Below are 19134 nucleotides of genomic sequence, written 5' to 3'. Positions count from 1 at the left end.
ATGACCGCGCGTATCCTTGTGGTCGACGATGTCGAGGCCAACGTCCGCCTGCTCGAGGCGAAGCTGACGCTGGAATACTATGATGTGCTGACCTGCCAGGACGGGGCGACGGCCCTGACGATTGCGGCGGCCGAACAGCCCGACATCATCCTGCTGGACGTCATGATGCCCGGCATGGACGGGTTCGAGACCTGCAAGCGGCTGAAGGCCGATGCGACGACCAACCATATCCCGGTCGTTCTGGTGACGGCGCTGGACGGGCGCGAGGACCGGATCAAGGGGCTGGAGGCCGGGGCCGACGACTTCGTCACCAAGCCGCTGGACGACGTGGTCCTGTTCGCGCGCGTGCGGTCGCTGACGCGGCTGAAGCTGGTGATGGACGAGCTCCGCGAGCGCGAGGAAAGCGGGCGGCGGCTGGGGGTCACGACCGACGGGGCCGGGCGGCTGCGTGGGTCGGGCGGACGGGTTCTGATCGTCGATGACAATGCGCGACAGGCCCAGAAGATCGCCGAGGAGCTGACGCGCGAGCATCGGCCCGCGATCGAGACCGACGCCGGCGACGGCCTGGTCGCGTCCAAGGGGGCGATCGACCTGATGATCGTCAATGTGGCGGCGGCCGAGTTCGACGGCCTGCGCCTGATCGCCCAGGTGCGGTCGGCCGAGCCGACGCGGCATCTGCCGATCCTGGCGGTGGTCGATCCGGCGGACCGGCCGAGGCTGGTCAAGGCGCTGGAGCTGGGCGTCAACGACATCCTGATGAAGCCGGTGGACCCGGAAGAGCTGGCGGCGCGGGCGCGGACGCAGGTGCGCCGGAAGCGCTACACCGACTTCCTGAAGGAGAAGCTCGACTACAGCCTGGAGATGGCGGTCACCGATGCGCTGACGGGCTTGCACAACCGCCGCTACATGGCCGGGCAGTTGCAGGCCTTCGTGACGCGGGCGGCGCAGGGCGGGGAGCCGGTGTCGGTCTTGGTGCTGGACATCGACCACTTCAAGAAGGTCAACGACGGCTTCGGCCACGATGCGGGCGACGAGGTTCTGCGCGAGTTCGCCGTGCGTCTGGCGACCAATGTGCGGGCCGTGGACCTGCCCTGCCGCATGGGAGGCGAAGAGTTCGTCGTCGTCATGCCGGGCACCAGGATCGAGGACGCGCATCGAATCGCCGAGCGGATCAGGCGGGACGTGGGCTCGACTCCGTTCCGCGTCATGGGCGGGCAGGAACATCTCACGGTGACGATCTCAATCGGCGTGGCCGCGACGCTCGGGGCCGGGGATACGCCGGACGCCCTGCTGAAGCGGGCGGACGAAGGGGTGTACGAGGCGAAGGCCACGGGGCGTGATCGTGTGATCGCGCGGGCGGCCTAACAGTAGCGTCTCCTCCCTAAGCGAAGCGTGAGGAGGTGGCTCGTAGCGGAGCGGAGAGACGGAGGGGCTCTTTCTGGGTGCACGAAGAACCCCTCCGTCGCCTCGCGAAGAGGCTCGCCGCCACCTCCCCACTGCGTGGGGAGGAGACAAGAAAAAACGCCCGGCCATTTCTGACCGGGCGTTCGAATATCAGCGAGGCGTGAGCCTTACTTGATCTTGCCTTCTTTGAACTCGACGTGCTTGCGGGCGACCGGGTCGTACTTCTTGACGACCATCTTCTCGGTCATCGTACGGGCGTTCTTCTTGGTGACGTAGAAGAAGCCGGTGTCGGCCGTCGAGTTCAGACGGATCTTGATGGAGGCGGGCTTAGCCATCGGAAATTACCTTTGCGACGGCAGTGACAGCCGTAAAATGAGAGGCGCGGAACATACTCAGGGAAGTCGCGAAGTCAACCGGCGTATTGGCGCATTGATGACGTCGTCTTCGCGGGCGAGCCTGGCTGCATGAAAGCCGCCCTGATCGCCGCCGTTTCCGTCCTTCTGTCCGGCTGCGCCGGGACCTATTTCGGAACGACACGGACGCACTACCCCGAAGACGGCTTCATGGCCAATCTGAACGCCCTGTGCGGACAAAGCTTCGAGGGGAAGGTGATCTCGACCGACGCGGTCGATGCGGCCATGGCCAGCCAGAGACTGGTGATGACGGTGCGGGACTGTTCGCAGAGCGAAGTGCGAATCCCGTTCAGCGTCGGCGAAGACCGGTCGCGAACCTGGATCGTGTCGCGGACGGAGGCGGGCCTGAGGCTGAAGCACGACCACCGCTATCCCGACGGCACGCCCCACGCCCTGCATATGTACGGCGGCGACAGCGTTCCGCACGGCGGGACCGAGCGGCAGAGCTTCCCGGTGGACGCCTTCTCCATCGCCCTGTTCAACGCCAACGATGCGGCGGTCTCGACGACCAACGTCTGGAACGTGGAGATCCATCCGGGGCGGGTATTCGCCTATGAGCTGCGTCGCGCCAATCGACACTTCCGGGTAGAGTTCGACCTGACGAGACCGATCCGGGAGTAGGGCATGCGTGGATTTGCTGTGGCGTTGACAACGATGGGGCTGGCGGGCTGTGCGTCGGCGCCGGACGAGGCCCCAGCGCCGACCGAGGTCGAGGTCACCATGGTCTGTACGGTGATCGAGCGTGGCGGGCTCAGCAACTGCCGCGTCATCCGCGAGAAGCCGGGCGGCTACGGGATGGCGGCCGAGGCCATATTGTCCGCCGAACAGGGGCGTGCGAGCGTGCAACCCGTGGGCGGAGGCCCGAGAGCGACGGGCGTGGGGGACCGCACCGAAGTGTCGATGGTGATTCCCCTCGATGCGGCGGCCTTTGCGCGCTTTCGGCGCATCCGCACCGAGGTCTCGGAGCCCGCGACCGATCAGTAGAGCGTTCGACCGAACCAATCACAGCCAACGAGGAGACGTCCGATGCGTAAGTCCCTGGGTCTGATCACGGTGATCGCGGCCGGCGCCGCGCTGTCGGGCTGTGTCGGCGGCGGTGGCGGTCTGGTCAATCTGAACTGCGGCGTGGCGCCGGACGGCATGCTGTCCAACTGCCTCGTGGTGTCCGAGAGCCCGCCGAACGAGGGCTATGGCCTGGCCGCGGCGCGGTCGGCCGAAGGCACGCGACTGTCGGCAGCGACCATGCGCGAGCCGCCGGCCTCGGGACGGATCAACTTCGTCGTGCGGGGCGTGCAGAAGCCGGCCGCATCCTAGCTTCGAAGGCGCTATGGAGGCCCGGCCTTGACCTGAAGGGCCTCCAAGCGTAAACGCGCCGGACTTTCGAGGCGGCCCGTTCCGGCGGACCATCCTGATCGTGACAATCTGACGGACGGGCTGTGCCCGCCGGAACGCCCGAAGCGCGCGTTCCGGTTTTTTCGTTTGGTTTGATCGTATCCGGTCTCGAACGACCCCAGGGCGGTCCATGAGGGCCGTTCAAAAGAAGGAACCGAGGCGCCCCGGCCGACAGGCACACGCCTCCATCAGAAGTCGAGACTGTTCTACCAATGCCTACGATCAACCAGCTGATCCGCAAGCCCCGCAAGCCCAAGCCCGTGCGCAACAAGGTGCCGGCCCTGGAGGGTTCGCCCCAGCGTCGCGGCGTTTGCACCCGCGTCTATACGACGACCCCGAAGAAGCCGAACTCGGCTCTGCGTAAGGTCGCCAAGGTCCGTCTGGCCAAGAGCGGCTACGAAGCCGTGTGCTACATCCCCGGCGAAGGCCACAACCTGCAGGAGCACTCGGTGGTCCTGATCCGCGGCGGCCGCGTCAAGGACTTGCCCGGCGTTCGCTACCACATCCTGCGCGGCGTGCTCGACACGCAGGGCGTCAAGGACCGCAAGCAGCGCCGTTCGCACTACGGCGCCAAGCGTCCGAAGTAAGCGACCCGCACCTACAGAATTCGGCCGTCGCAGCACGGCCCGTCGAAACCGAACTAGAAGGCCAACCGCATGTCACGTCGTCACCGCGCCCAGAAACGCGAAGTCCTGCCGGATCCCAAGTACAAGGATCTGACCGTCACCAAGTTCATGAACTACGTCATGTACGAGGGCAAAAAGGCCGTCGCCGAGAACATCGTCTACGGCGCCTTCGATATCCTGGCCGAGAAGAAGAAGGACATCGAAGCCGTCCAGACCTTCCACACCGCCCTGGAAAACGTCCAGCCGTCGGTCGAAGTCCGGTCGCGTCGCGTGGGCGGCGCCACCTACCAGGTTCCGGTCGAGGTTCGCCCCGATCGCCGCCGCGCCCTGGCCATCCGCTGGCTGGTGAACGCCGCGCGCAAGCGGGGTGAGAACACCATGACCGAAAAGCTGGCCGCCGAGCTGCTGGACGCTTCGAACAACCGCGGCACCGCGGTCAAGAAGCGTGAAGACACCCACAAGATGGCCGAAGCCAACCGCGCCTTCAGCCACTACCGCTGGTAACCGCCTTCAAAGCGTCATGGCTCTTACGTAAGAGCCGGGCGCTGACTATCTAGGACTATCCGGCGCGGGCGGTTTCAGCTAAATCGCCCGCGCTCGTTTATCCGCCACATCGACGATCTCCCCCGAGGGCGCGGAACGCGTCCTGAACTCACTCAAGGCACGCTTTCATGGCCCGCACGCACAAGCTCGAGGACTACCGCAACTTCGGAATCATGGCCCACATCGATGCGGGCAAGACGACGACGACCGAGCGGATCCTGTACTACACCGGCAAGAACCATAAGATCGGCGAAGTCCACGACGGCGCCGCGACCATGGACTGGATGGACCAGGAGCAGGAGCGCGGCATCACGATCACTTCGGCCGCGACGACCGCCTTCTGGCAAGGCAAGCGCCTGAACATCATCGACACCCCCGGACACGTGGACTTCACGATTGAAGTCGAGCGTTCGCTGCGCGTCCTCGACGGCGCCGTGACGGTGCTGGACGGCAACGCCGGCGTCGAGCCGCAGACCGAAACCGTCTGGCGCCAGGCCGACAAATACTCGGTCCCGCGCATCGTCTTCGTGAACAAGATGGACAAGATCGGCGCCGACTTCGACGCTTCGGTCCAGTCGATCCGCGACCGCCTGGGCGCCAAGGCCGTGCCGATCCAGTTCCCGATCGGCGCCGAATCCTCGCTGTCCGGCCTGGTCGACCTGGTCGAGATGAAGTCGGTGGTCTGGGACAACGACGCCCTGGGCGCCAACTTCACCGTCGGCGAGATCCCGGCCGACCTGATGGACAAGGCCGTCGAGGCTCGCCAGTACCTGATCGACAACGCCGTCGAGCTCGACGACGAAGCGATGGAGTCCTACCTCGAAGGCACCGAGCCCTCGATCGAAGTGCTGAAGAAGTGCATCCGCAAGGCCGTGCTGACCGGCGCCTTCTACCCGATCCTGTGCGGCTCGGCCTTCAAGAACAAGGGCGTGCAGACGCTGCTGGACGCCGTCGTCGACTATCTGCCGTCGCCGCTGGACATCCCGCCGACCCCGGGCATCGACTTCAAGACGGAAGAGCCGATCGTCCGCAAGGCGTCGGACGACGAGCCCCTGTCGGTCCTGGCCTTCAAGATCATGGACGACCCGTTCGTCGGCTCGCTGACCTTCTGCCGCCTGTATTCGGGCAAGATGGAAACGGGCATGGGCCTGCTGAACTCGTCGCGCGACAAGCGCGAGCGCGTCGGCCGCATGCTGCAGATGCACTCGAACAACCGTGAAGACGTCAAGGAAGCCTTCGCCGGCGACATCGTCGCCCTGGCCGGCCTCAAGGAAACCCGCACCGGCGACACCCTGTGCGATCCCCTGAAGTCGCCGGTGATCCTGGAGAAGATGGAGTTCCCGGCGCCGGTCATCGAGATCTCGGTCGAGCCGAAGTCGAAGGCCGACCAGGAGAAGCTGGGCGTCGCCCTGGCCAAGCTGGCCTCGGAAGATCCCTCCTTCACCGTCTCGACCGACCACGAGTCGGGCCAGACGATCCTGAAGGGCATGGGCGAGCTGCACCTGGACATCAAGATCGACATCCTGAAGCGCACCTACAAGGTCGAAGCCAACATCGGCGCGCCGCAGGTCGCCTACCGTGAATCGCTGGGCCGCAAGGTCGACATCGACTACACCCACAAGAAGCAGACCGGCGGTACGGGCCAATTCGCCCGCGTCATGATCACGTTCGAGCCCGGCGAACCCGGCTCGGGCTTCGTGTTCGAAAGCGCCATCGTCGGCGGCGCGGTGCCCAAGGAATACATCCCGGGCGTCGAGAAGGGCCTGACCTCCATCAAGGACTCGGGCCTGCTGGCCGGCTTCCCGCTGATCGACTTCAAGGCGACCCTGACGGACGGCAAGTACCACGACGTCGACTCCAGCGTGCTGGCGTTCGAAATCGCGGCCCGCGCCGCCTTCCGCGAACTGAAGGACAAGGGCGCTCCGAAGCTGCTCGAGCCGATCATGGCGGTGGAGGTCGTGACCCCCGAGGAATACCTCGGCTCGGTCATCGGCGACCTGAACGGCCGTCGCGGCATGATCCAGGGTCAGGACATGCGCGGCAACGCCACCGTCGTGAACGCCTTCGTGCCGCTGGCGAACATGTTCGGCTATGTGAACACCCTTCGCGGGATGTCGCAGGGCCGCGCCCAGTTCACCATGCAGTACGACCACTACGAGCCGGTGCCGCAACACGTCGCCGACGAAGTCATCAAGAAGTACAGCGCCTAAACCCGAACCAATCCCGGCGGGCCTGCGGGTCCGCCGGACCCCTGAAAACCTAGGAATACGCCCCTCATTTCAGGGGACGGAGAGAAGAGAATGGCCAAGGAAAAGTTCGAACGCACCAAGCCGCACTGCAACATCGGCACGATCGGTCACGTTGACCACGGCAAGACGACGCTGACGGCGGCGATCACGATGACGCTGGCCAAGGCCGGCGGCGCGAAAGCCATGAACTACGCCGACATCGACGCCGCGCCGGAAGAAAAGGCTCGCGGCATCACGATCAACACGGCTCACGTGGAATACGAGACGGCCAACCGTCACTACGCCCACGTCGACTGCCCCGGCCACGCCGACTATGTGAAGAACATGATCACCGGCGCGGCCCAGATGGACGGCGCGATCCTGGTGGTGTCGGCCGCCGACGGCCCGATGCCGCAGACCCGCGAGCACATCCTGCTGGCCCGTCAGGTCGGCGTGCCGGCCCTGGTGGTCTTCATGAACAAGGTCGACCTGGTCGACGACAAGGAGCTGCTGGAGCTCGTCGAGATGGAAGTGCGCGAGCTGCTTTCGTCCTACCAGTTCCCGGGCGACGACATTCCGATCACCATGGGCTCGGCCAAGGCCGCGACCGACGGCGTGAACCCGGAAATCGGCGAGCAGCAGGTTCTGGCGCTGATGGAAACCGTCGACGCCTACATTCCGCAGCCGGAACGTCCGGTCGACCTGCCCTTCCTGATGCCGGTCGAAGACGTCTTCTCGATCTCGGGCCGCGGCACCGTGGTCACGGGTCGCGTCGAGCGCGGCATCGTCAAGGTCGGTGAGGAAGTCGAGATCGTCGGCATCCGTCCGGTCCAGAAGACGACCTGCACGGGCGTGGAAATGTTCCGCAAGCTGCTGGACCAGGGCCAGGCCGGCGACAACGTCGGCGTTCTGCTGCGCGGCACCAAGCGTGAAGACGTCGAGCGCGGTCAGGTCCTGTGCAAGCCGGGTTCGATCACCCCGCACACCAAGTTCCTGGCCGAGGCCTACATCCTGACCAAGGAAGAAGGCGGCCGTCACACGCCGTTCTTCACGAACTACCGCCCGCAGTTCTACTTCCGCACGACGGACGTGACCGGCATCGTTCACCTGAAGGAAGGCGTCGAAATGATCATGCCCGGCGACAACGCCGAGCTGAACGTCGAGCTGATCACGCCGATCGCCATGGAAGAGAAGCTCCGCTTCGCCATCCGTGAAGGCGGCCGCACCGTCGGCGCCGGCGTCGTCGCCAAGATCGTCGAGTAACTCACTCCGACGGTCTAGCGACCACTGACTACCCAGACGGCCCCCGGAGCGATCCGGGGGCCGTTTTGCTTTTGGGCGTCGATCCTTGATGATCCGAAAATGGGCGGATCGTCTGAGCGGACCGGGTCGCGGCTGAGGCGTCTGACTTCCAGGCGTCCGACGGTTGGCGATGTCGGCGATCTGGCGATCGCGGCCCTATCGTTTGGCCTGCTGGCGCTTGTGATCGGCGGCGCTCTTGTGCGCCCTGCGCAGCTCCCTGCTGGAGCGTTCGTTTCTATGGCGGCAACCGCGCTGCTCATTCCCTCGCTCGGCGAGGAGATCGTGTTTCGAGGGCTTCTGATCCCGGATCGCGGCGACGGCCGCCGACTGCTGGTCCTCGCGCTGTCGGTCGGACTGTTCGCCCTGTGGCACGTGTTCGAGGCGCTGACCTTCCTGCCTGGAGCGAGGGGCCTGTTTCTGAGGGCGGACTTTCTGATCCTGGCGGCCGGGCTCGGACTGGCCTGTGGGGTTCTGCGGTTGCGGTCCGGCAGCCTCTGGACAGCGGTGATGTTGCACTGGTCGGTCGTGGTCGTCTGGAAAGGCTTTTTGGGCGGGCCCGCGCTGTCGGATCTGGCGGCGGGCGGCTGATCCGCACGGAACAGGTCTCTTGCCGTCGCGTTCGCCAGCGAGTGTTTCGAAGGAGCCTCGCGATGAAAGCCATTCTGACTCTGTCGGCCGTTTCGGCATCCACTCTGTTGCTGGGCGCCTGCGCCACGACGGACGGTTATGCGTCGCGGTGTGAACGCGACTACGCCGAGAACAGGCAGTACGCCACGGCGAGCGGCGCGGCCTTGGGCGCCATCGCCGGCGCGGCCATCGCGGGCGAGCGGGATCGCGAGCGCGGGGCGGCGATCGGGGCGCTGGCCGGCGGTCTCCTAGGCAACCAGTTGTCGGAGCGCGACGACCCCTGCGGCTATGGCTTCGGCGGCTACAATCGCGACGGCCGCTATGGCTATGAGCGCGTGCCGCGTCGCGGAAGCTACGGCTACTATTGAGCCGCAAGGACTATCCCAGAACGCCGGACGGACGGTACTTCGTGGTGCGCGGGCGGCTGTGGCGGACGTCGAACCCGGCGTTGAGCGAGGCCGAACGGGAAAGGCGTGTGCACGACCTGATGACGGCGCGGCGAGCCGTCCAGACGGCGCTTCACGCTGACGATGCGGCTGCGCTGAAGGCGGCAAGGGCCGAGGTGCAGGCGGCGAAGGTGGCGCTGGGCGAGCGTGGGCCCGTCTGGTGGGACGACGGGGCGCCAGACCTCAATCGGCATATGGCGAAAAACACGCCCTATGCCGCGTGGCATGCGGGACTGGGCGCGGGTTAAGAGGACGGATGCCGGCTCGTCTGATCGCCCTTCTGGCCCTCGTCCTCCTGGGCGGCTGCGTCTCGACCCATCCCGGCGGGGTGGGGCAGGTGCGGTTCTCGTCGGACCGCGAGTTCGTCGAGGCGCGGACCGAGGCCGGGATCGTGCGCGGGGTAGAGGGGGCGGGCGTGCGCGCCTTCCTTGGCGTGCCTTATGCGAAGGCGCCGGTGGGGGATCTGCGCTGGCGCGGGCCGAGGCCGGTCGAGGCCTGGGACGGCGTGCGCGATGCGACGCGGCTGGGATCGGACTGCGTCCAGGCGTTGGGGCGCAAGGCCATTCTCGGCGGCGGCGGCGGGCTCGTCATCGGTTCCGAGGACTGTCTGTTCGTGAACGTGTACGGACCGGCAGGGGAGCCGGAGCGGGCCCGGCCGGTGATGGTCTATCTGCACGGCGGGGCGTTCACGATCGGGTCGGGGGCAAACTACGACCCGTCGCGACTGGCGGCCGAACAGGACCGGGTCGTTGTGACGGTGAACTTCCGGTTGGGGGCGCTGGGGTGGTTGGCGCACCCGGGGTTCGAGGCGGAGGGCGAGGGCGTCGGCGGCAACTGGGGGCTGATGGACCAGCAGGCGGCGCTGCGTTGGGTGCACGCGAACATCGCCGCGTTCGGGGGCGACCCGGGGGATGTGACCCTGTTCGCGGAGAGTTCGGGGGCGTGGAGCGCCTGTTACCTGATGGCGTCGCCGGGGTCGGAGGGGCTGTTCCACCGCGTCATCCTGCAGAGCGGGCCGTGCCTGGAACCGCAGTCGCTGAACGCGGCCAAGGATCAGGCCCCGGCCGGGCCGCCGTTCGCCGACGACCTGGGCTGCACGCAGCAGGGGCAGGTCGACTGTCTGAGGCGGCTGCCGGCCTGGCGGATCGCGCGGGCGCCGTCCTTGAGGTCCGGGATCAACGGGCCGGGATCGTGGGGGCCGGTGCACTCGGACGCGACCGTGCCGCTCAGTCCGCCGGAAGCCTTTGCTTCAGGCCGGTTTGTCCAGGTCCCGGTGATCGTCGGGACCAATACCGACGAGGGGCGGCTGTTCGCGGTCGAGGTCAAGGACATGGACCGGTACTCGAAGGAGACGGTGTGGCTGTACGGCGCGGACGGGGAACGGGCGCTGGAGCGGTATCCGGTCAGGCAAGAGGGGCCTGCGGTGGCCATCGCCCAAAGCTTCACCGACAGCCGGTTCGCCTGTCCCGCCGATGCGCTGCGGCGGCTGCTGGCGCGGCATGTGTCGGTGCATGGGTATGAGTTCGCGGACCGGGAGGCGCCGTTCATCCTGCCGGACTGGATCACCGGTCTGGACATGGGGGCCTACCATGCGTCGGAGCTGGCCTATGTGTTCGGGACGAGCTGGCTGTTCGCCGATACGGGCAAATGGACGCCGGAACAGCGGGCGCTGTCGGGGCGGATGATGCGGCTGTGGGCCGGGTTCGGCCATGATCCGCGCTTCGAGACGGACTGGCCGAAGGTCAGCGAGGGCGGTGGGCCGGTCGTGGTGTTCGACCCGGCGGGCGACCGGGTCGATACGACCTTCCACGACCGGCATCAGTGCGGCTTCTGGGGCGGGACGGCGCTGGGAGCCGTCGCGCCTAGCTGAAGATCACTTCCACGCCCGGCTTGACGGCGGCGGCGAGCTGTTCGGCGCTCCAGTTGGTCAGGCGCACGCAGCCGCTGGAGGCGGTCTTGGCGATCTTGTCGGGTTCGGGCGTTCCGTGGATGCCGTAGGTGTCGCGCGAAAGCTCGATCCAGACGGAGCCGACCGGATTGTTGGGGCCGGCCGGGACCACCAGCTTCCTGTCGCCCCGGTCGTAGCTGACCCGTTCCGGATCGTAGGTGTAGTCGGGCTCCTTGGCCACGCCGACGACCGTCAGACGGCCTGAAGGCGCGGGCCGCTCGCTGGAGCCTATGGTGGCGGGGTAGAAGGCCAGCAGCGTTCCGTCGGCGCCGTAGGCGCGCAGCGAGCTTTCGGTCTTGTCGACCACGATGCGAGTGACCGGCGCGGGCAGGGGGGCGGCCGAGACGGCGGGCACCACGATAGTCGCGCCGACGCGTTCGAAATTGGCCCCGGGGTTCAGCAGCGACAGCAGTTCTTCAGTGACGTGGAACTTCTCGGCCAAGCCTTCGAACGCGCTGGCGTAGTTGAGGGCGGGCAGGGCGGCCTGATCCTCCAGCGACGTCGGGACGGGCCGGAACGGGCCGGCGACGTCTGCCTGGGTGATGGTGTAGCGGGTCAGGACGGGCGCGGCGCCCTGGGTCAGTTTGCCGAAGACCTGGGCGTCCAGTTCTCCGTCGACGGGGAGGTTGTTGGCTTTCTCAAAGGCGGCGACCGCCTGGCGTGTGTTCTCGCCGCCGAGGCCGTCGATGGAGCCGGGCGAGAACCGGGCGCGGTCCAGCAGGATCTGCGCCCGGACGATGTCGGGGCGGGGCAGGTCTGGGACGGTCTCGGACGCTGTCTGGCCCGGGGTCGCGGGCGTTGTGGTCGTCGGGGCCGGAGCGGCCTGCCAGACCGCCGATTCGATCGCTTGAGCCGACATGGGGCCGGTTGTCGCGGGAGGCTGAACGCCGGCGGCGGGCGGGACGGCCTCTGCGGTCTCGGTCTCGGGCGACCCGCAGGCGGCGAGGGAGACGGAAGCCAGAAGGGCGGCGGCGAGGGAGACGCGGATCATGAAGTCAACTCTTGAGGGACGGATCCTAGCCAACCCGCACCTCCGTTTACCGTTCCGCTCAACCGGCAGGGGCGGAGGGTTGAATGCAACCGCGAACCGGGGCCTACGTTCAGTTCGGATCGTTAGGATTTTGGTAACCTTCATGCGACGCGCACTTCGGATCGGCCTGTTCATCGGCACCCTGATCGGTGTGTCCGCCTGTGCGACCGTCGAAGGCGGCCAGTCGGGCGCCTACGGTTCGATCGAGGCCGGCCGCACCCGGTAAGCTTTCCGTCAAGGAAATCGTGGCGAAACCGGCTAGGTTCGGCTAGGAAAGACCAGCGGACGCCGACTGTTGCGCCGCGTTGGTCCTCCTCCCCCTAGATGTTACTGATCGCCATCGCCGTCGTCGTGCTCCTGGTAGTGCTGAACGGCCTGTTCGCCATGACCGAAATGGCGGTCGTTTCGTCACGCAAATCCAAGCTGCAGAGCCGGGCCGAGCGGGGGGACCGGGGCGCCCGGGCCGCGTTGAAGCTGGCCGAGGAGCCCACTCACTTCCTGTCGGCTGTCCAGGTCGGGATAACCCTGATCGGCATTCTCGCGGGCGCCTACGGTCAGGCCGCTATCGCCGGCGAACTGACCCACATCATCGAAACCACCTTCCCGGCCACGGCCGCCTGGGCCGAGGTCGCCTCGACCGCGCTGGTCGTCGTCTGCATCACCTATGTCTCGCTGATCGTCGGCGAACTGGTGCCCAAGCGGATCGCCCTCATCTTCCCCGAGGCGGTGGCGTCCCAGATGGCGACGCCGATCTCGACCGTGGCCGTCGTCCTGTCGCCGTTCGTCATGCTGCTCACGGCCTCGACCTCGGGCATCCTGAAGATCATGGGCGTCAAGGATCGCGACGGGTCCGACGTGACCCAGGAAGAGGTGGAGACCATGATCGCCGAGGGCACCTCGGCCGGTCTGATCGAGCCTGAAGAACAGACGATGATCGAGGAAATCCTGACCCTCGGCGACCGTCCGATTCGCGTGGCCATGACGCCGCGCCACGAGGTGTTCTGGATCGCCCTGGACGACACCGAGAAGGAGCTGCGCGAGGAAATCCGCACCTGCCCCTATTCGCGGATCGTGGTGGCCAGGGAGAACGACGTCGATAACCCCATCGGCGTGGTCCACAAGAAGGACCTGTTGGACAGCCTTCTGACGACGGGCAAGTACGACATCGAGGCCCTTGTGCAGACGCCGGCCTTCATTCCGCAGTCGACCTCGGTGCTGAAGGCGCTGGAGATCATGAAGGCGTCCAAGGTCCACATGGCTTTCCTGGTCGACGAATACGGCGCCTTCGAAGGCGTGGTGACGGCGACGGACCTGCTGGAAATGATCGCCGGCGACTTTGACGAAGGGCACGACGACGTCGAGGCCTGGATTCGGGAGCGCGAGGACGGCACCTGGCTGGTCGACGGCCAGACCGACCTGGAAGAGCTGTCGGACGTCCTGGGCGAGGATTTCGGCGAGGCCGAGGGCTTCCACACGGTGGCGGGCCTGGTGCTGCACCAGCTGTCGCGCGTGCCGGACGAGGGCGAAATCCTGCAACTGGGCCGGTTCGAGGTCGAGGTCATCGACATGGACGACCGCCGCATCGACAAGCTGCTGTTCAAACAGCTGGTGAAGCCGGAAGACGAAGCCGAAGCGGTAGCGGCTCATCTGGATCAGTGATCGAAGCCTGAAAAGGCCGGAGGCGCTGACTCCGGCCTTGAAATGGCCCGCCGCGTGGGGCATAGCCCCCGGTCTGGCGAGCAGACGCGCCGTTGGGGTCTCCCACGGCGCGCTTCTGTATTGTCTAGGAGCTTAGCTCAGCTGGTAGAGCACCGGTCTCCAAAACCGGGGGTCGTGGGTTCGAATCCCCCAGCTCCTGCCACTTCCCCCTGTTCCCGCAGACTGGGTCTCCCTATCTGCGGGGACAGGATAAGCGTTTACGAAGAGACCCCTGAAGCCCATGGCCAAGTCCAAGTTCACCCCCGGACGCCGCACCGGCAATCCGGCGGCCGGCGCCAAGCCGCAGATGGCGGCCGCCGCCGCGGCTTCGACGGTCACTGTCGACGCGCCCGTGGCCAAGCCGCGCACCTCGCCGGCCCAGTTCTTCAGCCAGGTTCGCGCCGAGGCCCGCAAGATCGTCTGGCCGAGCCGCAAGGAGACCTGGATCACCTCGGTGATGGTCTTCATCATGGTGATCATCGCGTCGCTGTTCTTCTGGGTGGTCGACGCGGGCCTGGGCTTCGCCTCGCGCATCATCCTCGCCATCGGCCAATAGAGACAAAGGAGACGCGCCCATGACGGATGCAGCGCCCGAAACCAAGATGGCCGCCAACCCGCGCCACAAGTGGTACATCGTCCACGCCTATTCGAACTTCGAAAAGAAGGTCGCCCAGCACATCCGCGACCAGGCCAAGCAGCGCGATCTGGAGGAATTCTTCTCCGAGATCCTGGTGCCGACCGAGGACGTCGTCGAGATCCGTCGCGGCCGCAAGGTCAACTCGGAACGCAAGTTCTTCCCGGGCTACGTGCTGGTGAAGATGGAGCTGACCGACGACGCCTACCACCTGGTCAAGGACACGCCGAAGGTCACCGGCTTCCTGGGCGCCGCGGGCGGCACCAAGCCGCTGCCGGTCTCGGAACGTGAAGTCCAGGCCATCATCGGCGCCGTGGAAGAGGGCGTCGAACGTCCCAAGCCCACGATCCGCTTCGACATCGGCGAGACCGTCAAGGTCATCGACGGGCCGTTCGCCAGCTTCGACGGTCAGGTCGAAAGCGTCGACGAGGACGCCGCGCGCCTGCGCGTCGCCGTGTCGATCTTCGGCCGTCCGACCCCGGTCGATCTGGAATACAGCCAGGTGGAGAAGGTCGCGGCCTGATCAGGAATTCTCCCTCCCCTCGGGGAGGGTGGTCGCGCGAGCGACCGGGTGGGGGCGGCTCGGCAACGGGTCGCCTTTTTCTTTGGAATAGAGTCCGGGTCGCCTTGCCGGCCCCACCCGGTCTCCGCTGCGCTCCGACCACCCTCCCCCGAGGGGAGGGAGAGGCGTTGCCTCTCGCCCCCGCCTCTGCTACACGCGCGCCTCCTTCGCCCCTGGGCCAGGGACAAATCCGTGGGAGGCAGCCATGCCCGACCACGGCTCATCCGTGGGGATTAGCTTCCCCGCTTCATAGGAGAGACCAATGGCCAAGAAGATTCTGGGCTATATCAAGCTGCAGGTGCCGGCCGGCAACGCCACGCCGTCCCCGCCGATCGGCCCGGCCCTGGGTCAGCGCGGCGTCAACATCATGGGCTTCGTCAAGGAGTTCAACGCGCGCACCGAAAAGGAAGTGAAGGGCACCCCCCTGCCGACCGTGATCACGGTCTACCAGGACAAGTCGTTCACCTTCGTCACCAAGACCCCGCCTGCGACCCACTACATCAAGCAGGCCGCCGGCATCACGTCGGGCTCGAAGATGACGGGCCGTGAAGTGGCCGGCAAGATCAAGCGCAGCCAGCTGCGTGAGATCGCCGAAAAGAAGATGAAGGATCTCAACGCGAACGACCTGGACGCCGCGACCAAGATCATCGAAGGCTCGGCTCGCGCCATGGGCCTCAACGTCGTGGAGGGCTAAGCACATGGCCAAGCAAACCAAGGCTCAAAAAGCCCGCACCGGCGACACCCTGTCCCTGATGCCGTTCTCGGACGCCATCAAGGCCGTCAAGGACAACGCCAAGGCCAAGTTCGACGAGTCGATCGAGATCGCCGTCAACCTGGGCGTCGACCCGCGTCACGCCGACCAGCAGGTTCGTGGGGTCGTCAACCTGCCGTCGGGCACCGGCCGTGACGTTCGCGTCGCCGTCTTCGCCAAGGACGCCAAGGCTGACGAAGCCCGCGCGGCCGGCGCGGAATACGTCGGCGCCGAGGATCTGTACGAGCAGATCAACGGCGGCCTGATGGACTTCGACCGCGTCATCGCCTCGCCCGACATGATGGCCCTGGTGGGTCGTCTGGGTAAGGTGCTGGGCCCGCGCGGCCTGATGCCGAACCCCAAGGTCGGCACCGTGACCCCGAACGTCGCCCAGGCCGTCAAGGACGCCAAGGGCGGCGCCGTGGAGTTCCGCGTCGAGAAGGCCGGTATCGCCCATGGCGGCATCGGCAAGGCCTCCTTCACCCAGGAAGCCCTCGAAGCCAACGTGAAGGCCTATGTGGACGCCCTGAACCGCGCCAAGCCGGCGGGCGCCAAGGGCACATACGTCAAGCGTATCACCCTGTCCTCGACCATGGGCCCGGGCTTCAAGGTCGATCCGGCGTCCCTGACGGCCTGATCGCTCTGAGCGACTGAACAGAAGGCGGCCCTGGAGAGCGATCTCCCGGGCCGTTTTCGTTGGCGGTCATTGCTGTCGAAGGGATTGATTTCCGCATCCCTTCCTGTATAGAGCGCGCCTCTCCGTCAGGGCTTCGGTCTTGACGGTCCTGTCCGAGAACTTCGGGGCGAGGGGGTCACCTTCGCTGTAAATGCTGGAGAGCCCTCCAGCGCCGTGGGGAGATGGGGACGCAGACGACGCGGTCGGCCCGGTTCCGGGACGGACCTGTCAGAGCATCCTTCGGACATTGCTACCCGGCCTGAACGCTTCGCAGCGATGCGCGGCGCTTTGGCCATCTCGGCGTCGGGAATAAGCCCGGCGGCGAACCTCAAGACTGGAGACCGCAATGGATCGCGCACAAAAAGCGGAATCGATCGAAACGCTGAAAGGCGTCTTCGCCGAGGCCGGCAGCGTGGTCGTGACCCACAACCTGGGTCTGACCGTTGCGGAAATGGAAGACCTGCGGGGCCGTCTGCGCACCGCCGGCGGAGCGTTCAAGGTGGTCAAGAACCGCCTGGCGCTGAAGGCCCTGGCGGTCGAAGAAGGCAGCGAATACCACAACCTGTTCAAGGGTCCCGTGGGCATCGCATACGCCGAGAACCCCGCCACGGCCGCCAAGGTCGCGACCGAATTCGCCAAGGGCAATGACCGCTTCGTCATCGTCGGCGGCTTCATGGGCGAGACCGTCGTCGACGTGAAGGGCGTGGACAGCCTGTCCAAGCTGCCGACCCTCGACGAAATCCGCGCCTCGCTGCTGGGCCTCATCAACGCTCCCGCGACCAAGATCGCCGGCGTCGTTCAGGCTCCCGCCGCCCAGCTGGCCCGCGTCTTCAGCGCCTACGGCGCGAAAGAAGCCGCGTAAGCCTCGCTTCCATCTTCGCAAAACCCTCTCTCAAACCTACCCATTCCCCGAAGGAAAACTGACATGGCTGACCTGTCCAAAATCGTCGAAGACCTGTCCTCGCTGACCGTCCTCGAAGCCGCCGAACTGTCCAAGCTGCTGGAAGAAAAGTGGGGCGTTTCCGCCGCCGCTCCGGTCGCCATGGCCATGCCGGCCGGCGGTGGTGGCGCTGCCGCTCCGGCCGAAGCCGCTGAAGAGCAAACCGAGTTCACCGTGGTCCTGGTCGACGGCGGCGACAAGAAGATCAACGTCATCAAGGAAGTCCGTGGCGTCCGTTCGGACCTGGGCCTGAAGGAAGCCAAGGACCTGGTCGAAGGCGCTCCGCAGAACGTCGTCGAGAACGTCTCCAAGCAGGCTGCTGACGAAGTCGCCAAGAAGCTGACGGAAGCCGGCGCCAAGGTGCAGATCAAGTAAGAAGAACCCTTAGGGTTATTCTGGGAAGGGCCGGTGGGAAACCACCGGCCCTTTTCGTTTGGGCGGGGGCTACCAGCCCCAGTCCGGTGTCGTCTCCGGCGATAGCCACGGCTGCTCGGGGCCGGGTGAGACGGGAACGGCGGCCGGCTCCTCCTGCGGCGAGGTGGCTGCGGACTTGTCGGTCTCGACGGGCGGATTGCAGACGATCTGGGTGAGGTCGACCACGCCGTCGTCTAAGCGCAGGAGCTCGATGCGCGTCAGGACGTCGTAGCCGTCGGCGCCGGAGACGACGAAGCCGTCAAGGGTCTCGAAGATCTTGTAGGCGGACGATCGGCCCGAGAAGACCGCTGTGTCCCAACCCGCGCCGCCATCCAGGTGGTCGTCGCCGCGCCCACCAATCAGGGTGTCATCGCCAGAGAGGCCCGTCAGGATATCGGCGCCCGGCGAGCCGTTGAAGGTGTTCGGGTCGATGGCCGTCAGTCGTGTCTGGAAGACGTCGAAGAAGTTGAGGCTGTCGCCGACGTAGCGGGCGTAGGTCACGACGACGTCGCCGTTCGGCAGGACGACCAGGCCGGGCGGCTCGCCCTCTGTCTGGCCGCTACGGACGGTCAGGGTGTCGCCGTTGCGGCGGCCGTCCGCGAAGAAGGACGCCACGGCGATGACGCCCTGGCCCATGGCGAACTGGTCCCAGGCCACGGTGAAGCCGCCGTCCGGGGTGGCGACGATGGAATGCGACAGGGAGGCGCCCGCCGGGCTTTGCTGGACCAGGAACCGTGCGCCGGAGATCTGGCCGGCGGCGGTCAGGATCTGGCCGTACAGGCCGTCGAGCTCTTCCCAGACGACCGCGAAGCCGCCGTTCGTCAGGCGCACGATGTCGGGCAGGGTCGAGCCGCCGTCGCGGGCGATGCGAACCGTGTCGCCGATGCGGGCCCCCGAAGTGTCGTAGGCCTGGACCGCCACGAAGGCCTCGCCGGGGTTGTTGCCGCGCCAGACGGCGATGATGCCGGTGTCGGTCGCGGCCACGTTGGAATAGCTGGCGAACTGATCGGTATCGAGTTCGAACGCCGGGCCTCAGGCGTTGCCTGCGGCGTCGTAGAGGCGGGCCGAGACGGTCGAGAAAGGAGACTCGGGCGAATGGGTGAAGGTGACGACGTAGCCGCCGCTGGGCAGGGGGGTGACGGTCTGCGAATAGCCCGACCCGTGAACCTGGGTCTCGGCGCCGATGCGGGCTCCGGAGGGGCCGAACGCCTGGATGAAGATGCCCCGGGTTCCGGCGACGCCGGGGATGGTGTCGTCCCAGACGACGGCGAAGCCGCCGGTTTCGAGGACGGCGATCTGGGGGTTGCGCTGGGAATAGAGGGTGGTGGTGTTGACCAGGACCGGCCCGCCGACGCGTAAGCCCGTCGCGTCGTAGCGCTGCATATAGACGCCGTAGCCCCCGTCTTCGGGGCCGGAGCCCGACCAGACCGTCACATAGCCGCCGCCGGGAGAGGTCGGCTGTGGGTCGCGGATTGGCGACCCTCGGTATAGTCGTGGACG

At 66.5% G+C, this 19134-nt stretch carries 24 protein-coding genes and 1 tRNA gene; 21 read left to right on the top strand and 4 right to left on the bottom strand.

Features of this window, described 5'->3' with window-relative positions; genetic code table 11:
• Window positions 1-1365 (top strand): PleD family two-component system response regulator, encoded by a 1365-nt coding sequence (locus O5O43_RS09815; protein WP_271083706.1) that lies wholly within the window; start codon window positions 1-3, stop codon window positions 1363-1365.
• Window positions 1366-1571: 206 nt separating this feature from the next.
• On the opposite strand, the gene rpmG is transcribed toward O5O43_RS09815, so the two are convergent.
• The gene (gene rpmG, locus O5O43_RS09810) at window positions 1572-1739 is read right to left on the bottom strand and encodes a 50S ribosomal protein L33 (protein WP_181543575.1); all 168 of its coding nucleotides are present in this window, start codon (window positions 1737-1739) and stop codon (window positions 1572-1574) included.
• Between the two features lie 129 nt (window positions 1740-1868).
• Here rpmG and O5O43_RS09805 point away from each other — a divergent pair, with 129 nt between their 5' ends.
• From O5O43_RS09805 to O5O43_RS09755, 11 genes are all read left to right on the top strand, one after another.
• Window positions 1869-2438: a hypothetical protein gene (locus O5O43_RS09805; RefSeq protein WP_271083705.1), complete on the top strand. Its 570-nt coding sequence runs from the start codon at window positions 1869-1871 to the stop codon at window positions 2436-2438.
• A 3-nt stretch (window positions 2439-2441) separates the two neighbouring features.
• Window positions 2442-2801, top strand: a complete 360-nt coding sequence (locus tag O5O43_RS09800) for a hypothetical protein (RefSeq protein WP_271083704.1) — start codon at window positions 2442-2444, stop codon at window positions 2799-2801.
• A 42-nt stretch (window positions 2802-2843) separates the two neighbouring features.
• Entirely contained in the window at window positions 2844-3131 is a 288-nt protein-coding gene (locus O5O43_RS09795) for a hypothetical protein (RefSeq protein ID WP_271083703.1), read from the top strand.
• Window positions 3132-3421: 290 nt separating this feature from the next.
• Window positions 3422-3796 (top strand): 30S ribosomal protein S12, encoded by a 375-nt coding sequence (gene rpsL, locus O5O43_RS09790; RefSeq protein ID WP_271083702.1) that lies wholly within the window; start codon window positions 3422-3424, stop codon window positions 3794-3796.
• Window positions 3797-3865: 69 nt separating this feature from the next.
• Window positions 3866-4339 (top strand): 30S ribosomal protein S7, encoded by a 474-nt coding sequence (rpsG, locus tag O5O43_RS09785; RefSeq protein ID WP_271083701.1) that lies wholly within the window; start codon window positions 3866-3868, stop codon window positions 4337-4339.
• A gap of 167 nt (window positions 4340-4506) precedes the next feature.
• Window positions 4507-6588 carry an elongation factor G gene (gene fusA, locus O5O43_RS09780; RefSeq protein ID WP_271083700.1) on the top strand — a complete coding sequence of 694 codons (2082 nt, stop codon included), beginning with the start codon at window positions 4507-4509 and terminating at the stop codon, window positions 6586-6588.
• Between the two features lie 90 nt (window positions 6589-6678).
• The gene (gene tuf, locus O5O43_RS09775; protein WP_271083699.1) at window positions 6679-7869 is read left to right on the top strand and encodes an elongation factor Tu; all 1191 of its coding nucleotides are present in this window, start codon (window positions 6679-6681) and stop codon (window positions 7867-7869) included.
• Window positions 7870-8145: 276 nt separating this feature from the next.
• Window positions 8146-8496, top strand: coding sequence for a CPBP family glutamic-type intramembrane protease (locus O5O43_RS09770; RefSeq protein ID WP_271083698.1), 351 nt, complete (start codon window positions 8146-8148; stop codon window positions 8494-8496).
• Window positions 8497-8558: 62 nt separating this feature from the next.
• A complete protein-coding gene (locus tag O5O43_RS09765) occupies window positions 8559-8903 on the top strand; it encodes a glycine zipper 2TM domain-containing protein (RefSeq protein ID WP_271083697.1) in 345 nt (114 codons plus the stop codon).
• Window positions 8900-9229 carry a hypothetical protein gene (locus tag O5O43_RS09760; protein WP_271083696.1) on the top strand — a complete coding sequence of 110 codons (330 nt, stop codon included), beginning with the start codon at window positions 8900-8902 and terminating at the stop codon, window positions 9227-9229. The genes O5O43_RS09765 and O5O43_RS09760 overlap by 4 nt, the downstream gene beginning before the upstream one ends.
• A gap of 8 nt (window positions 9230-9237) precedes the next feature.
• Entirely contained in the window at window positions 9238-10851 is a 1614-nt protein-coding gene (locus O5O43_RS09755; RefSeq protein ID WP_271083695.1) for a carboxylesterase family protein, read from the top strand.
• On the opposite strand, the gene O5O43_RS09750 is transcribed toward O5O43_RS09755, so the two are convergent.
• A complete protein-coding gene (locus O5O43_RS09750) occupies window positions 10844-11920 on the bottom strand; it encodes a L,D-transpeptidase (protein ID WP_271083694.1) in 1077 nt (358 codons plus the stop codon). The genes O5O43_RS09755 and O5O43_RS09750 overlap by 8 nt on opposite strands.
• 142 nt (window positions 11921-12062) lie before the next feature.
• On the opposite strand from O5O43_RS09750, the gene O5O43_RS09745 reads away from it, so the two are divergent.
• The 9 genes from O5O43_RS09745 to rplL all read left to right on the top strand — a co-directional run bounded on the left by O5O43_RS09745 (window position 12063) and on the right by rplL (window position 17595).
• Window positions 12063-12185, top strand: coding sequence for a hypothetical protein (locus O5O43_RS09745; RefSeq protein WP_271083693.1), 123 nt, complete (start codon window positions 12063-12065; stop codon window positions 12183-12185).
• 98 nt (window positions 12186-12283) lie between these two features.
• On the top strand, window positions 12284-13618 hold the full coding sequence (locus O5O43_RS09740) for a hemolysin family protein (RefSeq protein WP_271083692.1): 1335 nt from the start codon (window positions 12284-12286) through the stop codon (window positions 13616-13618).
• Window positions 13619-13744: 126 nt separating this feature from the next.
• A tRNA-Trp gene (locus O5O43_RS09735) sits at window positions 13745-13820 on the top strand.
• 78 nt (window positions 13821-13898) lie between these two features.
• The gene (secE, locus tag O5O43_RS09730) at window positions 13899-14213 is read left to right on the top strand and encodes a preprotein translocase subunit SecE (protein ID WP_271083691.1); all 315 of its coding nucleotides are present in this window, start codon (window positions 13899-13901) and stop codon (window positions 14211-14213) included.
• 19 nt (window positions 14214-14232) lie between these two features.
• Window positions 14233-14814: a transcription termination/antitermination protein NusG gene (gene nusG, locus O5O43_RS09725; protein WP_271083690.1), complete on the top strand. Its 582-nt coding sequence runs from the start codon at window positions 14233-14235 to the stop codon at window positions 14812-14814.
• A gap of 301 nt (window positions 14815-15115) precedes the next feature.
• Window positions 15116-15547, top strand: coding sequence for a 50S ribosomal protein L11 (gene rplK, locus O5O43_RS09720; protein WP_055829960.1), 432 nt, complete (start codon window positions 15116-15118; stop codon window positions 15545-15547).
• A gap of 4 nt (window positions 15548-15551) precedes the next feature.
• The gene (gene rplA / locus O5O43_RS09715) at window positions 15552-16241 is read left to right on the top strand and encodes a 50S ribosomal protein L1 (protein ID WP_271083689.1); all 690 of its coding nucleotides are present in this window, start codon (window positions 15552-15554) and stop codon (window positions 16239-16241) included.
• A 385-nt stretch (window positions 16242-16626) separates the two neighbouring features.
• Window positions 16627-17142, top strand: coding sequence for a 50S ribosomal protein L10 (gene rplJ, locus O5O43_RS09710; protein ID WP_271083688.1), 516 nt, complete (start codon window positions 16627-16629; stop codon window positions 17140-17142).
• 63 nt (window positions 17143-17205) lie between these two features.
• A complete protein-coding gene (rplL, locus tag O5O43_RS09705; protein ID WP_271083687.1) occupies window positions 17206-17595 on the top strand; it encodes a 50S ribosomal protein L7/L12 in 390 nt (129 codons plus the stop codon).
• A 69-nt stretch (window positions 17596-17664) separates the two neighbouring features.
• Here the strand turns inward: rplL and O5O43_RS09700 are convergent, their stop codons facing one another.
• Window positions 17665-18618, bottom strand: coding sequence for a hypothetical protein (locus O5O43_RS09700; RefSeq protein WP_271083686.1), 954 nt, complete (start codon window positions 18616-18618; stop codon window positions 17665-17667).
• Window positions 18619-18666: 48 nt separating this feature from the next.
• Window positions 18667-19068, bottom strand: coding sequence for a hypothetical protein (locus O5O43_RS09695; RefSeq protein ID WP_271083685.1), 402 nt, complete (start codon window positions 19066-19068; stop codon window positions 18667-18669).
• Window positions 19069-19134 lie beyond the last annotated feature (66 nt).

The sequence above is a fragment of the Brevundimonas sp. NIBR11 genome (assembly GCF_027912535.1).
Lineage (GTDB): Bacteria > Pseudomonadota > Alphaproteobacteria > Caulobacterales > Caulobacteraceae > Brevundimonas.
Note: the sequence above shows the minus strand (reverse complement) of the source record. Positions and strands in the feature narration are given on the sequence as shown.

Bases quoted from the DNA above. Each gene is read 5' to 3' on its own strand.
- secE (WP_271083691.1), top strand. From the start codon at position 13,899: ATGGCCAAGTCCAAGTTCACCCCCGGACGCCGCACCGGCAATCCGGCG.
- rplA (WP_271083689.1), top strand. From the start codon at position 15,552: ATGGCCAAGCAAACCAAGGCTCAAAAAGCCCGCACCGGCGACACCCTG.
- rpsG (WP_271083701.1), top strand. From the start codon at position 3,866: ATGTCACGTCGTCACCGCGCCCAGAAACGCGAAGTCCTGCCGGATCCC.
- rpmG (WP_181543575.1), bottom strand. From the start codon at position 1,739: ATGGCTAAGCCCGCCTCCATCAAGATCCGTCTGAACTCGACGGCCGAC.
- O5O43_RS09745 (WP_271083693.1), top strand. From the start codon at position 12,063: ATGCGACGCGCACTTCGGATCGGCCTGTTCATCGGCACCCTGATCGGT.
- O5O43_RS09815 (WP_271083706.1), top strand. From the start codon at position 1: ATGACCGCGCGTATCCTTGTGGTCGACGATGTCGAGGCCAACGTCCGC.
- tuf (WP_271083699.1), top strand. From the start codon at position 6,679: ATGGCCAAGGAAAAGTTCGAACGCACCAAGCCGCACTGCAACATCGGC.
- rpsL (WP_271083702.1), top strand. From the start codon at position 3,422: ATGCCTACGATCAACCAGCTGATCCGCAAGCCCCGCAAGCCCAAGCCC.
- O5O43_RS09800 (WP_271083704.1), top strand. From the start codon at position 2,442: ATGCGTGGATTTGCTGTGGCGTTGACAACGATGGGGCTGGCGGGCTGT.
- rplK (WP_055829960.1), top strand. From the start codon at position 15,116: ATGGCCAAGAAGATTCTGGGCTATATCAAGCTGCAGGTGCCGGCCGGC.
- rplJ (WP_271083688.1), top strand. From the start codon at position 16,627: ATGGATCGCGCACAAAAAGCGGAATCGATCGAAACGCTGAAAGGCGTC.
- rplL (WP_271083687.1), top strand. From the start codon at position 17,206: ATGGCTGACCTGTCCAAAATCGTCGAAGACCTGTCCTCGCTGACCGTC.
- O5O43_RS09805 (WP_271083705.1), top strand. From the start codon at position 1,869: ATGAAAGCCGCCCTGATCGCCGCCGTTTCCGTCCTTCTGTCCGGCTGC.
- fusA (WP_271083700.1), top strand. From the start codon at position 4,507: ATGGCCCGCACGCACAAGCTCGAGGACTACCGCAACTTCGGAATCATG.
- O5O43_RS09755 (WP_271083695.1), top strand. From the start codon at position 9,238: ATGCCGGCTCGTCTGATCGCCCTTCTGGCCCTCGTCCTCCTGGGCGGC.
- O5O43_RS09795 (WP_271083703.1), top strand. From the start codon at position 2,844: ATGCGTAAGTCCCTGGGTCTGATCACGGTGATCGCGGCCGGCGCCGCG.
- O5O43_RS09740 (WP_271083692.1), top strand. From the start codon at position 12,284: ATGTTACTGATCGCCATCGCCGTCGTCGTGCTCCTGGTAGTGCTGAAC.
- O5O43_RS09750 (WP_271083694.1), bottom strand. From the start codon at position 11,920: ATGATCCGCGTCTCCCTCGCCGCCGCCCTTCTGGCTTCCGTCTCCCTC.
- O5O43_RS09770 (WP_271083698.1), top strand. From the start codon at position 8,146: ATGGCGGCAACCGCGCTGCTCATTCCCTCGCTCGGCGAGGAGATCGTG.
- nusG (WP_271083690.1), top strand. From the start codon at position 14,233: ATGACGGATGCAGCGCCCGAAACCAAGATGGCCGCCAACCCGCGCCAC.
- O5O43_RS09765 (WP_271083697.1), top strand. From the start codon at position 8,559: ATGAAAGCCATTCTGACTCTGTCGGCCGTTTCGGCATCCACTCTGTTG.